Here is a 12,418-nt window from a genome sequence, read left to right as displayed (position 1 = left end):
AAAGCTTGGCTTTGCAGCTTTAAGGTGAATGTCGGAATTTATTAAGCATTTGGTTGTCATACTAACTACAAATAATATGTTGTGTGTGAGATATTTTTTGCGCCACTGCAAATAAAAAGGGTAAGTTGAAGTGCGGACTCTTTTATAGAGCCGCTCGGTCTATAAGGAATAGTCTGTGTTTAAAGTCACTAAAGATGGCCAAATATTAATGGACGTTGCGTCAGCTACGCCACCTAGCCAAGCCTTCATCGTCGAGGCGCTTGAGTGCTCACCCTATGCCGATTGTGAAGTAGATCACGACTCCATTGCCGCCTATTTCCAGAGCCAAGCTGCTGAGCAACAATTGTTGGTCGCAAAACAAAAAAACGCCCAGTTACGGATCTCCGTTTCAGAAGATAAAATGCAGGCTTCAGCCACTTTAACGACAGCGCAAGGTGGCAGCCTCATTAGCCTAGATCAAGCTAAAAAAATCATTGTAAAGTCCGGCGTATGTAGAGGGTATAAACAAGCCTTCTTAGAAAACATTCTCTCCAAACAATTTGATGCCCCCCCGGGCTCTGAGCATCACGGCGTTATCGCACAGGGTAGACCACCAGAAAATGGCCTTCCAGCCAAACTGATCTCGCATGTTTTGACCCTAAAAGAACGCTTGAAGCAACCAAAACTCAGAGAAGATGGCACAGTAGATATGCGTGATTTTGGCGCTTTATCCAGCGTCTCACCAGGCACACTGTTGATCACTCAACGTCCAGCGACGCCGGGCAAAGAGGGGTTTACAGTGACAGGAGATAGCATAGAGCCTAAGCCCGGTGATTCTTTTCAGCTGGTTGCAGGAGAAGGCACAGAAATTTCTCCATCAAACCCACTAGAACTCATTGCAACCATTGCCGGCTGCCCTTCCGATATTCAAAATGGTATGCGCGTAGATGATATTTTTACCATTGCTGACGTCAATGTTAAATCCGGACATATTGAATTTAGCGGCAGTGTCATTGTTACTCACAATGTCGAACCAGGTATGCGCGTAAAAGCATCTGGTGATATTACGATCATGGGCACCGTTGAGTCAGGAGAAATTATCAGTGAAGGCAATATTGAGGTGCGTGGAGGCGTTATTGGCCACTTAGATCACAGTGATAACGACCAAAGCTTAACTTGCAAGCTCATTGCCGAGGGCAACATTGATATCGTGCACGGACAGTACACCTATTTGGAAGCGCGAAATATCTACATTCAAAAACAAGCAAACCACTGTGATATAAAGGCCTTGAGAACTGTCAGAATAGGTTTAGAAGATAACCCTCGCGGGAAACTTATAGGCGGTACAGTATTTGATGCCCAATCAATTACAGCGGGAGAGATAGGCAGCCCATCAGGTGCAACCATGTCTGTCTATCTTGCTAACTCAGGTGTTGAAATTACCAGTAAAACTGACCAATGCATAAGAGATTTGGGTGAAACTGACGAGCAACTTGATAACCTCCAAAAGGCTGTTGAAAAAGCAGATCAGCTTAAAGATGTCGAAAAAAAGAAAGTGCTCATGGCAAAAATCAGTGCAACTCAAACTCATTATTGTCAACAGGCTGAAGCATTGGAAAACAAACTCAGCGAACTCGACCATACATTGCATGAATTACTTGAAGGCACACATCTGCAGGCGACTTCGGCACTTCACTCTGGTGTTGAGATCCATATTTTTGATAAAACTTATACAACAAATCGCAGCTACCCTCCGTGCACGGCAAAATTAACAGACGGCCAAATTGAAATTGAGTTTAAAAGTTAGGGGGACATTTCCCCCTACAATTACCAATTATAAAACGCCTTCAATAGTCTCTTTGAGCTCTTCGGGCCAAACGCCGACCTGAACTTGGGCAATGTGTTGCTTTTGCAGCAACAGCATAACTAATCGAGACTGGCCAATTCCACCACCAATCGTTTGCGGCAGTTCTCCCGCCAATAGTGCCTTGTGCCAGTCAAATTCGAGTCGCTCCTGCGCATCACTGATCTTTAACTGATGAGCCAAAGACTCCGGTGATACTCGGATCCCCATAGATGAAATTTCAAAAGCGTCCTCTAACACAGGGTTCCAAACAAGGATATCTCCGTTTAGCCCTTGATACTGGTCACATGTTGCCGTTGACCAATCGTCATAATCTGGCGCTCTAACATCATGGATTTCACCATCACCTAACTCACCACCGATACCAATTAAGAACACAGCACCGTATTCTTGCGCAATCGCTTTTTCTCGCTGTTTAGCGCTAAAGTCAGGGTACATTTTACGCAGCGCTTCGGCATGCACAAAAGTAATTTGCTCAGGTAAAAAAGGCTGACTACCAAACTCATCTGCAATTGCCTGCTCTGTGTGTTTGATGCACTGATAAAGCGTGCTAACAGTCTCTTTTAAAGTTGAAAGATCTCGCTGTGTATCTCCACAAATGACCTTTTCCCAATCCCATTGATCAACAAATACTGAATGAATTGGAGATAGACGCTCTTCATCTGGGCGCAGTGCTTTCATATGTGTGTAGAGACCTTCTCCAACACCAAAGCCATAGTCACCCAATGTTTTTCGTTTCCACTTAGCCAGCGAATGAACTACCTCAAACTCACTATCAGCAAGGGTTTTAACGTTTACAGCCACTGCTTTCTCTGTACCGCTCAAGTTGTCTTGAATGCCATCACCAACTTTTGCCAAGATAGGTGCTTGTACTTCTACTAGCCCCAACTTTTCAGTTAGTTGCGCTGAGAAAACGCTTTTGACACGTGCTATTTGCTGCTGTGTTTTTAAGTATTGTGATTTCATATTTATCCCCATTCCAAATTGTCGATGATTCTGTGTTGTGATTTATCTGATGTACTCATCGTCAACAAATTTCGAGATAAATTCAATATTCAAAAGTAAAAATAACCAATAACAACTTTAATCATCAAAAATATATCTGTATATTTATTGAATCAACAATTTCACTCCCTATAAGCCATGGAAAATTATCAGATCGATAATCTCGACAAATCTATTCTTAACGCATTAATGACCGATGCCCGTACTCCATATGCTGAATTAGCCAAACGTTTCGCCGTCAGTGCGGGAACAATTCACGTGCGAGTGGAGAAAATGAAACAGGCAGGTATTATTGAAGGCACAAAAGTATGTATCAATGCTAAAAAACTCGGCTATGATGTTTGCTGTTTTATCGGTATTAACCTCAAACATGCAAGAGATTATCAAGACACCATCGCCAAGCTGGAAAGCTTTGAAGAGGTTGTAGAAGCTTATTATACAACGGGTAATTACAGTATATTTATCAAAGTACTGAGCTGTTCGATGGACCACTTACACGATGTGCTAGTCAATAAAATACAATCAATTGAAGCAATACAGTCCACTGAAACCTTGATCTCTTTGCAAGCCCCTATCAAACGCGAGATACAGCCCTAAGCTTAGCCAATTTGGGAAATAAATAGGTGTGTACTTATACAGTAATTAATTTGATATAATGCGCTGCAATTTTGAATTTAAGAGCAGTTCTCGATGAAAGAAAATCGCTTTCAGCGCGTTAAACGCATTTTGGAGCAGAGACAAACAGACCTAACTGTATGTTTGGATGAGGTGCATAAACATCATAATTTGTCAGCGATTGTACGTACCGCCGACGCGGTTGGCTGTCACTATGTTCATGCGGTATGGCCTCAAGAACAGCGTCGTTTGACCAATAACACATCTGGTGGCAGCAAAAATTGGGTTGACACACAAATGCATGATGATATCGATCAAGCTGTCACTACAATTAGAGAGCAAAACCCAGGTATCCAACTATTGGCCACCAATTTAAGTGACAGCGCAGTAGACTTTAGAGAAATCGATTATACAAAACCAACTGCGATAATTGTTGGGCAAGAACGTTTAGGTATTTCAGATAGAGCACTTGAACATGCCGATCAACATATTGTTATTCCGATGGCTGGTATGGTGCAATCTTTAAATGTGTCTGTTGCTGCTGCATTGATTTTGTATGAAGCGCAAAGACAGCGCGAAGCCGCAGGCATGTACCAACAAAAAGATATGCTAGACCCAAAAGTAAAACACAAGTTACTTTTCGAAGGCTGCCATCCAATTATCGCAAACCGTTGCAATGAAAAGGGATTACCCTACCCTGAGTTAGATGACAATGGTGAAATTATTGCCGACGATACATTTTGGAACACGCTAAAATTTAGCAAACAGTAAGGATACTTATGTCTTCTCCTAATTTGGCGCACTACCCAATCACAGACCTAAAAGGTGTGGGCCCTAAAGCGGCGCAGCGATTGGCTAAATTAGGTATCGCACAAGTACAAGACATGCTATTCCACTTGCCTTTGCGTTATGAAGATAGGGCCAAAACATATAGTATTGCGTCTCTTATGCCGCATATGCATGTGAGTGTGGAAGGTGAAATAGAACAAGCGAACATCACTTTTGGTAAACGACGGATGCTGGTTTGCCAAATTAATGATGGGACAGGACGACTCACTCTGCGTTTTTTCAATTTCTCTGCGGCGCAAAAAAATGCCATGCAACCAGGTAAAATCATGCGCTGTTTCGGAGAAGCTAGACGTGGTAGGGTAGGTCTTGAAATGGCTCACCCTGAGTACCACATTCACAGCTCAGCAGAAGCAAGTGATAGTGTAGATGAGTCCTTAACCCCTGTTTATCCGACCACCGAAGGGCTTAAACAATTAAGTATCAGAGCAATTGCTGAACAAGCAGTCGAGCTACTGAGAAAGTACGATATTGATGACCACTTGCCAGTGCAATTTAGGCCCAACCAGCTGAGCTTGAAAGATGCACTATTGCTTTTACACAGCCCGCCACAAGATGTCGATTTAACTCAACTGGAATTGGGGCAACACCCAGCACAACAGCGTTTAGCTTTTGAGGAGCTTTTGGCACAAAACCTCAGCCTATTAAAACTCAGGAAAAAAAGCCAAGCCGTTAAAGCCGTCGCCCTTCCTCCGACCAATTCAATAGAGCCTGAATTTCTCGCGCAACTTCCTTTTAGGCCTACAAATGCGCAAGGCCGGGTTGTCAGTGAAATAAAACAAGATCTGCAAAAACCCGAACCCATGTTGCGCTTAGTACAAGGCGATGTAGGCTCAGGTAAAACCCTAGTTGCTGCACTGAGTGCACTCACAGCCATCGCAAGAGGTTATCAGGTCGCGCTCATGGCACCTACAGAGATACTATCAGAGCAACATGCGCTCAATTTTCAAAACTGGTTTGCTAAATTAAATATAGAAACCTGTTGGCTAGGTGGTAAAACAAAAGGCAAAGAGCGCAAGGAAACCCTCGAAAAAATAGCATCAGGTAAAGCGCAAATGGTGGTTGGCACTCATGCACTCTTTCAAGAGCAGGTTAACTTTTCAAATCTTGCATTAATCATCATTGATGAACAGCACAGGTTTGGTGTACATCAGCGACTTTCCTTAAGGGAGAAAGGTAAATTTGGCGATTGTTACCCTCATCAGTTAGTCATGACAGCCACACCGATCCCCCGTACCCTTGCTATGACAGCGTATGCCGACTTGGAAACTTCCGTCATTGATGAGTTGCCACCTGGAAGAACACCTATTACCACAGTTGCAGTGCCTGATACACGCCGAGATCAAGTTATTCAACGTGTTAAAAGTGCTTGTATAGAACAAAATAGGCAAGTTTATTGGGTATGTACACTGATTGATGAATCGGAGGTGCTTCAGTGTCAAGCGGCTGAAGATACAGCTGAGCAACTCACAAAACAATTACCTGAACTCAAAATTGCGCTAGTGCATGGGCGGATGAAAGCACAAGAAAAACAGCAGATCATGACTGACTTTAAGGCCGGAAATTATCATGTTTTGGTCGCAACAACAGTCATAGAAGTCGGGGTTGATGTACCTAACGCCAGCCTGATTATCATTGAAAACCCTGAACGATTAGGGCTTGCTCAACTACACCAGCTAAGGGGGCGAGTTGGCCGTGGCGCCATAGCGTCTCACTGTTTATTGCTATATCACGCACCACTGTCAAATACCGCACAAAAAAGGCTTGGTGTGCTAAGAGATAGTAATGACGGGTTTGTTATTGCTGAAAAGGATTTGGAGATCCGAGGCCCAGGTGAAGTACTAGGGACTAAACAAACTGGACTTGCTGATCTAAAAATTGCTGATCTGACCCGAGACAAGCATATGCTTCCCAGTATTAGAGGTCTTGCATTCTCACTCCTCAATCAACATGAGGAGTGCGTAGACCCACTTATTCTTCGCTGGATGGGCAACCGTGATGAATTTGCAATGGCTTAATTAAAAATATGGTTTCGTTCAATTACCTCTAATTGATAACCATCCGGATCAGTCACAAAAAAGAACTTAGCAACCTGTTGTTCTTGTTGATTTAAAGATTTAATTTCAGAGGGTTGGTACCCCTGTGTTTTGGCTTTCTGCCACAAAAACTCGATGTTATCCGAGCTCAGGGCCAAATGACCATACCCGTTACCCAACTGATAGGGAGCGGTGTTGGCAAAGTTATGTGTCAATTCAAGTTCAAAATGACTTTCGCTATTACCTAAGTAAGTCAATGAAAATTGATCAAACTCAATTGTTCTTCTCACCTCAAACCCAAATAGTTCGTGATAGAATTTAATTGAGCCTGCGAGATCCTGTACACGGATCATTGAATGTATCATTTTAGCCATTGGAGCCTCCAAAAATGTGCGAACTCTACGCCTCCCAGTCACCAGATCTATATTTAGTCAGCAAAAAATCCATTCGCGTACAGGGGGTCGTGACCAGCTTGGCGCTTGAAAATAAGGTATGGCAAGTATTGGAACAGATCGCAGCACAAGAGCAGATCAGTGTTGCGAAGTTCATTTCTATGCTCTATCAGGAATCAATTGAAAGACATGGTGCTGTTAGTAACCTAGCCTCTTTGCTGCGTATATCCTGTCTTACCTATTTGGAAAATGGTACACAAAATTAAAAACCGACTGGTAGTAACCTATTACTACATAAGGATTTATAAATAACTTTATCAATCCATATAAACGCTATAGACTTGTCTACCAAATGTCAGACAGTTAAAGCAGTTACCCATGAAATCTCAGTTTGGTAGGCGCGCCTTTACCCACATGGAACTATATAGCCTATTCAATGGCTACATTTATGGTGACGAAAAACTCAAACGAGAGCAGCCCAAACACTGGCATTTTTGGTTGCCGTTATTGGCTTATTATACCGGTGCATACAGTGATGAGCTGGGCAACCTTACTCTAAATGATATAAAGAAAGTCGACTCCATTCACACCTTCGATTTTCACACTCATGGAAAAATTCAATCTAGACTAGTTCCTATTCACAGCGCCTTGTGGGAAGCCGGGCTTGAGCACTATATACAGCTTGTAGAAGACTCAGGCCATGATCGACTGCTCTTTGATTTACCCTCAAAGTCAGGAAGATATAGCGAAAAAGTGCGTATTTGGTTTTCTGGAGAAGGCGAGCGTCTAGGCTATTTACAAAAGTGTGGTCTACCTAATATTGATCAGCAAGGTTTAAAAACCGCAATCAGCAGCTTAAGATTAAACTTCGAGCAGCAAATTTATATCTCGGCAATTCAGCTAGGAAAACGTCCAGCAATGAGCTATTTACTAGGCCTAAAAGAGGACGGAGCAGCTGTTGAAAAGCTCAACCTTGAATTACTATCCCGGGTAATAAAACCTGTTAGGGTGGTCAACAACCACATTAACTGGCAAAGATTTGTTGAGCGCCACTAGAATGAGAATATAGACGTTGGGTATATCTATCAAGCAGGCATCTGAAACCTGCTTGATCTTTGCACACTAGAGAGATTTAATATACTGAGTAAATTCACTACCCAAAGATTCATCCCTCATTGCATATTGAACGATTGCTTTTAGATAGCCTAGCTTATCACCACAATCATGAGATACACCACTCATATGAAAAGCTTCTACAGTTTCATTCTCCATAAGCATATCGATCGCATCTGTAAGCTGTATTTCACCACCGGCACCGACCGGTGTTCTTTTTAATAAAGGCCAAATCTTTCTTGAAAGCACATAACGACCAACTACAGCTAAGTTCGAAGGCGCTTCTTCTTGCTTTGGTTTCTCTACCATAAAGTTGATAGCTGTGCTCTGGCCAGGTGCCAAGTCCACACCATTAATATCAGCAATACCGTACTTACTAACATCTTCAGCAGGAACAGGCTCTAACATAATTTGACTACTATTATTTTCTTTGAACCGTTTGACCATGGCAGCCAAGTTTTCGCTTTTCTGATCTGCACTATACTCATCCAACACGACATCAGGCAGTACAACAATAAAGTCGTCATCGCCGACAATAGGCTTTGCACACAATACGGCATGCCCAAGGCCTTTAGCCTCACCTTGCCTAACATGCATAATGGTCACGTCTTCAGGGCAAATCGAGTGGATTTCATCTAACAGTTTTCTTTTGACACGTTTCTCTAACGTAGCTTCCAACTCAAAGCTTGTATCAAAATGGTTTTCAATTGCATTTTTCGAAGAGTGAGTCACTAAAACAATTTCTTTTACACCAGCAGACACACATTCCTTAACGATATATTGAATAAGAGGTTTATCCACAATGGGGAGCATTTCCTTTGGAATTGCCTTTGTCGCAGGCAACATGCGAGTCCCTAAGCCCGCAACTGGTATCACAGCTTTCATAAATGTTCGCTTTAAAAAATATAATTTAACTTTGAAATTGATTGTAGATTACTAATCATGTCATTGGAATGAACAGCATAAAAAGAGGCCTATAAAGGCCTCTAAATATTAATTGAGATTCATTTCTTGAATAATTTCATGGGCTATTGGTGGAGTTGTACTTACTGGCTTCTCATGTTTATTTGCTTTTAATTGCCCTTTCCTATGTTTTAAAGAAGCATCAAGCTTTTTCGCTGCATTTGCGATTGCTGGATACATTACACCATCTTCCCCCTTAACTGAGATCCTAGACCCCGCATAGTTGGTGCTAATTTCCGTATAAAACTTTTTGTGTTCTTTACTGATAATAATGTCCAGTGATAACAAAGAAGGAAAGTGATTCGCAATCTTTGCAAACTTTTCTTGTACATGCTGCTTCACTGAATCTGTCATATCGACGTGATGACCAGAAAGATTAATCTTCATAGGATCTTCCTTTTTTTATTTACCCTATAAATAAGTATTGGAGCATAAGCCCCAATTCTCAAGGCCTAATTTAAGAAAATTGTCATCATGCCGTTATACGTTTGATTTAGGTCATATAACTTTGTTGGCTGAACAATACAAAGAAAGGGGCAAGAAGGCACTCATATGTGCTTATAAGTTGCATATAAAAGCACGGTGTACTGGGCACAAAAAAAGCCCCCATCAGGGAGCCTTCTATGAGCAAATTAGCTTATTACAAGCCAGCTCTTTTCTTAATTTCTGCAATAAGCGGTGAAGAGCCGTGGCCATTGCTTTCTGCCCAAGCAATGTCAGCACCGTCTGCTAGTGCACTTTTAGGTAAACCTTTGACAATAAGTTTACCCGTTTCAACTGCATTGCTTGCAATTGCATGGCGTAAAATATTATTGCCGTTGCACTGAATTGAGCCAAAGATATTACGAACTTTAACACGAGAACTCTTTAAGGCTTTACGCACACGCCCCTTGTCATCTACTGCGATGTATTCGCATAGCGTCACAGCTAATTGATCGTTTGCTTTAGTTTCAAAACTTAAAGAAAACGCGCCCAAACCAATAGAAACACTTAACAAAACAGGTACAAATTTCATTGCCAATTCACCTAGCACTTTTTTATTACATAAGGACAAACACTATTGTAGCAACACAGACAACTGTTAGCAACAAAGTCATAATCCTTTATTCAAAGTTACGAACTTATAGTGATATTTATTTCGCTCATCAGGCTCATAAGTTTCAACTTCACTCTCTACCCACTCGCCAAATGGCAAATAATCAGGAAATTGCGTATCCCCTGCGACCTCTAGATCGATATGAGTTAGATACAGCCTATTACATAATGGTAGAAACTGTTCGTAAATATTTCCACCTCCAATGATCATAACTTCGTCTATTTTATCTACTAAAGCCAAGGCTTCCTCAGTTGAAGATGCAGTTTCAATGCCTTCAGCTTGATACTGTTCATTTCGCGTTATAACAATATTTCTTCTTCCGGGTAATGGACGTCCAATTGACTCAAAAGTTTTACGTCCCATGATAACTGGTTTACCCATGGTTATTCTTTTGAAGTGCTGAAGATCCGCCGGTAAGTGCCACGGCATTTTATTGTCATCACCGATCACTCGATCCTTTGCCATCGCTGCTATCATTGATATAAGCACAATTAACTCCAATAATATTTTTGTATTAAAAAAGGGCCTCGTGGCCCTCTATTATCGCTCGTAGATAACTTCTACATCGTAGTCATCTTCGTCCCAATCATCCCAATCGTCATTGCTTTCTTGCGTTGCTTGGCGATGATAAGTATCCCACTTGAATTCAACTTCTTCTTGCTGTTCCTCGTCAAATTTATCTCTTGGCAAGGTGTCTAGAAGACCCTGTATATCGTAACACAATTGCTGTGTGTTGAATTTATTCGCAGCTGAAATTCGATATACTTCTGTTGCATCAAGCTCTTGAGCGATGCGCTCACATACTTCCTCAAGTTCATCTTCAGCAAGTAAATCAATCTTGTTAAGTACTAACCAGCGAGGTTTTTCTGCTAGTTTTGGACTGTATTGGTGCAATTCATTAATAATGGCAAACGCGTTATCAACTGGATCTGTGCCATCAATTGGCATCACGTCTACAACATGTAATAGCACTCGACAACGCTCCAAGTGCTTCAAAAACCGAATACCCAGTCCAGCACCGTCTGAAGCACCCTCAATTAACCCAGGAATATCGGCGATCACAAATGACTTGTTTGCCTCAGGTCTCACAACTCCAAGGTTAGGCACCAATGTCGTAAATGGATAATCTGCAACCTTCGGTTTTGCAGCTGAAACACTGCGAATAAAGGTAGACTTACCTGCATTAGGCAGTCCAAGCAGGCCGACATCAGCCAATAACATCAGTTCTAACTTTAAGTTTCTAACTTCTCCAGGTGTACCCAGAGTTTTTTGTCTAGGAGCACGGTTGGTACTTGATTTAAAGCGAGTGTTACCTAAACCATGGTAACCACCTTTAGCAACCAAAAGCTTCTGCCCATGACGGGTTAAATCACCAAGGCTTTCCTGTGTATCCACATCAGTTACACGCGTTCCCACAGGGACTTTTAGGACTAAGTCAGTACCTTTTTTACCAGTACAATTGCGACCTTGACCATTTGTACCACGTTCAGCTCTGTGAAAGCGTTCAAATTGATAGTCAATCAAAGTATTGAGGTTTTCATCGGCTTCTAAAAATACACTGCCGCCGTCGCCACCATCACCGCCATCTGGACCACCATCTGGGACAAACTTCTCTCGACGGAACGAAACAACACCGCTCCCTCCATCGCCGGCTTCAGCACGGATCTCTACTTCATCGACAAACTTCATGGTTACTCTCTTACTGGATTAGAATAGCAACAGCTATTATAGCAAGGTACGCTTAGCTGCTGATAAATAATATGTAGCTATAAAAACAAAAAACCCCGCCTAAGCGGGGTTTTTTAAATCTTTTACCGATTACTCAGCTACGATGCTAACGTATTTACGGTTTAAAGGACCTTTAGTTTCGAAAACTACTTTACCATCTGCTTTCGCGAAGATAGTGTGGTCTTTACCGATACCTGCGTTAGAACCTGCGTGGAACTTAGTACCACGCTGACGAACAAGGATGTTACCCGCTAAAACTGATTCGCCACCGAAACGCTTAACACCTAAACGTTTACTTTCTGAATCGCGACCGTTACGAGTACTACCAGCTGCCTTCTTATGTGCCATCTTTCTGTACCTCTAAAAATTAAGCGCTAATGCCAGTGATTTTAACTTCAGTGAACCACTGACGGTGGCCCATCTGCTTACGAGAATGCTTACGACGTCTGAACTTAACAATCTTAATTTTCTCGCCACGACCGTGAGAAACAACTTCAGCTGTTACCTTACCGCCATTTACGAATGGTGCACCGATCTCGATCTTCTCACCATCAGCAACTAGAAGTACTGAATCAAATTCAATTGATGCACCAGTCTCAACGTCTAATTTCTCTAGACGAATTGTTTGACCTTCAGTCACACGGTGCTGTTTACCACCACTTTGGAAAACCGCGTACATAATTAACTCCGTTGTGCGCCCTCAAATCGACGCAACTTAATATTCTTCAATAGGGCGCGAAGTTTACGCTAATGTCGAACTGCGCGCAATACCCTAAGGATA

15 protein-coding genes are annotated in these 12,418 nt (G+C 42.2%); 6 read left to right on the top strand and 9 right to left on the bottom strand.

All coding sequences use genetic code 11. From position 1 onward, the window contains the following. Positions 1 to 175 precede the first annotated feature (175 nt). Complete coding sequence (locus tag QNM18_RS12575) at positions 176 to 1,786, top strand: DUF342 domain-containing protein (protein ID WP_211011189.1); 1,611 nt, start codon at positions 176 to 178, stop codon at positions 1,784 to 1,786. Between the two features lie 27 nt (positions 1,787 to 1,813). Here QNM18_RS12575 and asnA read toward each other — a convergent pair whose 3' ends face one another. After that, on the bottom strand, positions 1,814 to 2,809 hold the full coding sequence (asnA, locus tag QNM18_RS12570) for an aspartate--ammonia ligase (protein WP_211011191.1): 996 nt from the start codon (positions 2,807 to 2,809) through the stop codon (positions 1,814 to 1,816). A gap of 177 nt (positions 2,810 to 2,986) precedes the next feature. Between asnA and asnC the strand changes: the two genes are divergently transcribed. From asnC to recG, 3 genes are all read left to right on the top strand, one after another. Continuing rightward, positions 2,987 to 3,445 (top strand): transcriptional regulator AsnC, encoded by a 459-nt coding sequence (asnC, locus tag QNM18_RS12565; RefSeq protein ID WP_284137415.1) that lies wholly within the window; start codon positions 2,987 to 2,989, stop codon positions 3,443 to 3,445. A gap of 93 nt (positions 3,446 to 3,538) precedes the next feature. After that, positions 3,539 to 4,234 carry a tRNA (guanosine(18)-2'-O)-methyltransferase TrmH gene (trmH, locus tag QNM18_RS12560; protein ID WP_211011195.1) on the top strand — a complete coding sequence of 232 codons (696 nt, stop codon included), beginning with the start codon at positions 3,539 to 3,541 and terminating at the stop codon, positions 4,232 to 4,234. An 8-nt stretch (positions 4,235 to 4,242) separates the two neighbouring features. Then, positions 4,243 to 6,327, top strand: coding sequence for an ATP-dependent DNA helicase RecG (recG, locus tag QNM18_RS12555; protein WP_211011197.1), 2,085 nt, complete (start codon positions 4,243 to 4,245; stop codon positions 6,325 to 6,327). Here the strand turns inward: recG and QNM18_RS12550 are convergent. Further along, positions 6,324 to 6,719, bottom strand: coding sequence for a VOC family protein (locus QNM18_RS12550; RefSeq protein WP_284137414.1), 396 nt, complete (start codon positions 6,717 to 6,719; stop codon positions 6,324 to 6,326). The genes recG and QNM18_RS12550 overlap by 4 nt on opposite strands. Positions 6,720 to 6,733: 14 nt before the next feature. On the opposite strand from QNM18_RS12550, the gene QNM18_RS12545 reads away from it, so the two are divergent. Both QNM18_RS12545 and QNM18_RS12540 read left to right on the top strand, forming a co-directional pair. Then, positions 6,734 to 7,003 (top strand): ribbon-helix-helix domain-containing protein, encoded by a 270-nt coding sequence (locus tag QNM18_RS12545; protein WP_211011201.1) that lies wholly within the window; start codon positions 6,734 to 6,736, stop codon positions 7,001 to 7,003. A 112-nt stretch (positions 7,004 to 7,115) separates the two neighbouring features. Further along, positions 7,116 to 7,793 (top strand): site-specific integrase, encoded by a 678-nt coding sequence (locus QNM18_RS12540; protein ID WP_284137413.1) that lies wholly within the window; start codon positions 7,116 to 7,118, stop codon positions 7,791 to 7,793. A 66-nt stretch (positions 7,794 to 7,859) separates the two neighbouring features. Here QNM18_RS12540 and galU read toward each other — a convergent pair whose 3' ends face one another. The 7 genes from galU to rplU form a co-directional block, all read right to left on the bottom strand. After that, a complete protein-coding gene (gene galU / locus QNM18_RS12535; protein ID WP_211011205.1) occupies positions 7,860 to 8,735 on the bottom strand; it encodes a UTP--glucose-1-phosphate uridylyltransferase GalU in 876 nt (291 codons plus the stop codon). A gap of 108 nt (positions 8,736 to 8,843) precedes the next feature. Beyond that, positions 8,844 to 9,200 (bottom strand): ribosome hibernation-promoting factor, HPF/YfiA family, encoded by a 357-nt coding sequence (hpf, locus tag QNM18_RS12530; protein WP_211011207.1) that lies wholly within the window; start codon positions 9,198 to 9,200, stop codon positions 8,844 to 8,846. A 253-nt stretch (positions 9,201 to 9,453) separates the two neighbouring features. Next, positions 9,454 to 9,828, bottom strand: coding sequence for a DUF3718 domain-containing protein (locus QNM18_RS12525; protein WP_023399743.1), 375 nt, complete (start codon positions 9,826 to 9,828; stop codon positions 9,454 to 9,456). A 78-nt stretch (positions 9,829 to 9,906) separates the two neighbouring features. Then, a complete protein-coding gene (folA, locus tag QNM18_RS12520) occupies positions 9,907 to 10,398 on the bottom strand; it encodes a type 3 dihydrofolate reductase (RefSeq protein WP_211011215.1) in 492 nt (163 codons plus the stop codon). Between the two features lie 51 nt (positions 10,399 to 10,449). Then, positions 10,450 to 11,598 carry an Obg family GTPase CgtA gene (cgtA, locus tag QNM18_RS12515; protein WP_023399741.1) on the bottom strand — a complete coding sequence of 383 codons (1,149 nt, stop codon included), beginning with the start codon at positions 11,596 to 11,598 and terminating at the stop codon, positions 10,450 to 10,452. A gap of 129 nt (positions 11,599 to 11,727) precedes the next feature. Further along, on the bottom strand, positions 11,728 to 11,985 hold the full coding sequence (gene rpmA, locus QNM18_RS12510) for a 50S ribosomal protein L27 (protein WP_023399740.1): 258 nt from the start codon (positions 11,983 to 11,985) through the stop codon (positions 11,728 to 11,730). A 19-nt stretch (positions 11,986 to 12,004) separates the two neighbouring features. After that, positions 12,005 to 12,316 (bottom strand): 50S ribosomal protein L21, encoded by a 312-nt coding sequence (rplU, locus tag QNM18_RS12505; RefSeq protein WP_023399739.1) that lies wholly within the window; start codon positions 12,314 to 12,316, stop codon positions 12,005 to 12,007. Positions 12,317 to 12,418: the final 102 nt, after the last annotated feature.

Source organism: Pseudoalteromonas obscura (assembly GCF_030135505.1).
Lineage (GTDB): Bacteria > Pseudomonadota > Gammaproteobacteria > Enterobacterales > Alteromonadaceae > Pseudoalteromonas > Pseudoalteromonas obscura.
The sequence above is the reverse complement of the archived record's forward strand: the minus strand, read 5'-3'. Positions and strand labels throughout refer to the sequence as shown.

Excerpts from the sequence above, each read along its gene's own strand:
- asnA (WP_211011191.1), bottom strand. The coding sequence starts at position 2,809 with ATGAAATCACAATACTTAAAAACACAGCAGCAAATAGCACGTGTCAAA.
- asnC (WP_284137415.1), top strand. The coding sequence starts at position 2,987 with ATGGAAAATTATCAGATCGATAATCTCGACAAATCTATTCTTAACGCA.
- trmH (WP_211011195.1), top strand. The coding sequence starts at position 3,539 with ATGAAAGAAAATCGCTTTCAGCGCGTTAAACGCATTTTGGAGCAGAGA.
- recG (WP_211011197.1), top strand. The coding sequence starts at position 4,243 with ATGTCTTCTCCTAATTTGGCGCACTACCCAATCACAGACCTAAAAGGT.
- QNM18_RS12550 (WP_284137414.1), bottom strand. The coding sequence starts at position 6,719 with ATGGCTAAAATGATACATTCAATGATCCGTGTACAGGATCTCGCAGGC.
- QNM18_RS12545 (WP_211011201.1), top strand. The coding sequence starts at position 6,734 with ATGTGCGAACTCTACGCCTCCCAGTCACCAGATCTATATTTAGTCAGC.
- QNM18_RS12540 (WP_284137413.1), top strand. The coding sequence starts at position 7,116 with ATGAAATCTCAGTTTGGTAGGCGCGCCTTTACCCACATGGAACTATAT.
- galU (WP_211011205.1), bottom strand. The coding sequence starts at position 8,735 with ATGAAAGCTGTGATACCAGTTGCGGGCTTAGGGACTCGCATGTTGCCT.
- hpf (WP_211011207.1), bottom strand. The coding sequence starts at position 9,200 with ATGAAGATTAATCTTTCTGGTCATCACGTCGATATGACAGATTCAGTG.
- QNM18_RS12525 (WP_023399743.1), bottom strand. The coding sequence starts at position 9,828 with ATGAAATTTGTACCTGTTTTGTTAAGTGTTTCTATTGGTTTGGGCGCG.
- cgtA (WP_023399741.1), bottom strand. The coding sequence starts at position 11,598 with ATGAAGTTTGTCGATGAAGTAGAGATCCGTGCTGAAGCCGGCGATGGA.
- rpmA (WP_023399740.1), bottom strand. The coding sequence starts at position 11,985 with ATGGCACATAAGAAGGCAGCTGGTAGTACTCGTAACGGTCGCGATTCA.
- rplU (WP_023399739.1), bottom strand. The coding sequence starts at position 12,316 with ATGTACGCGGTTTTCCAAAGTGGTGGTAAACAGCACCGTGTGACTGAA.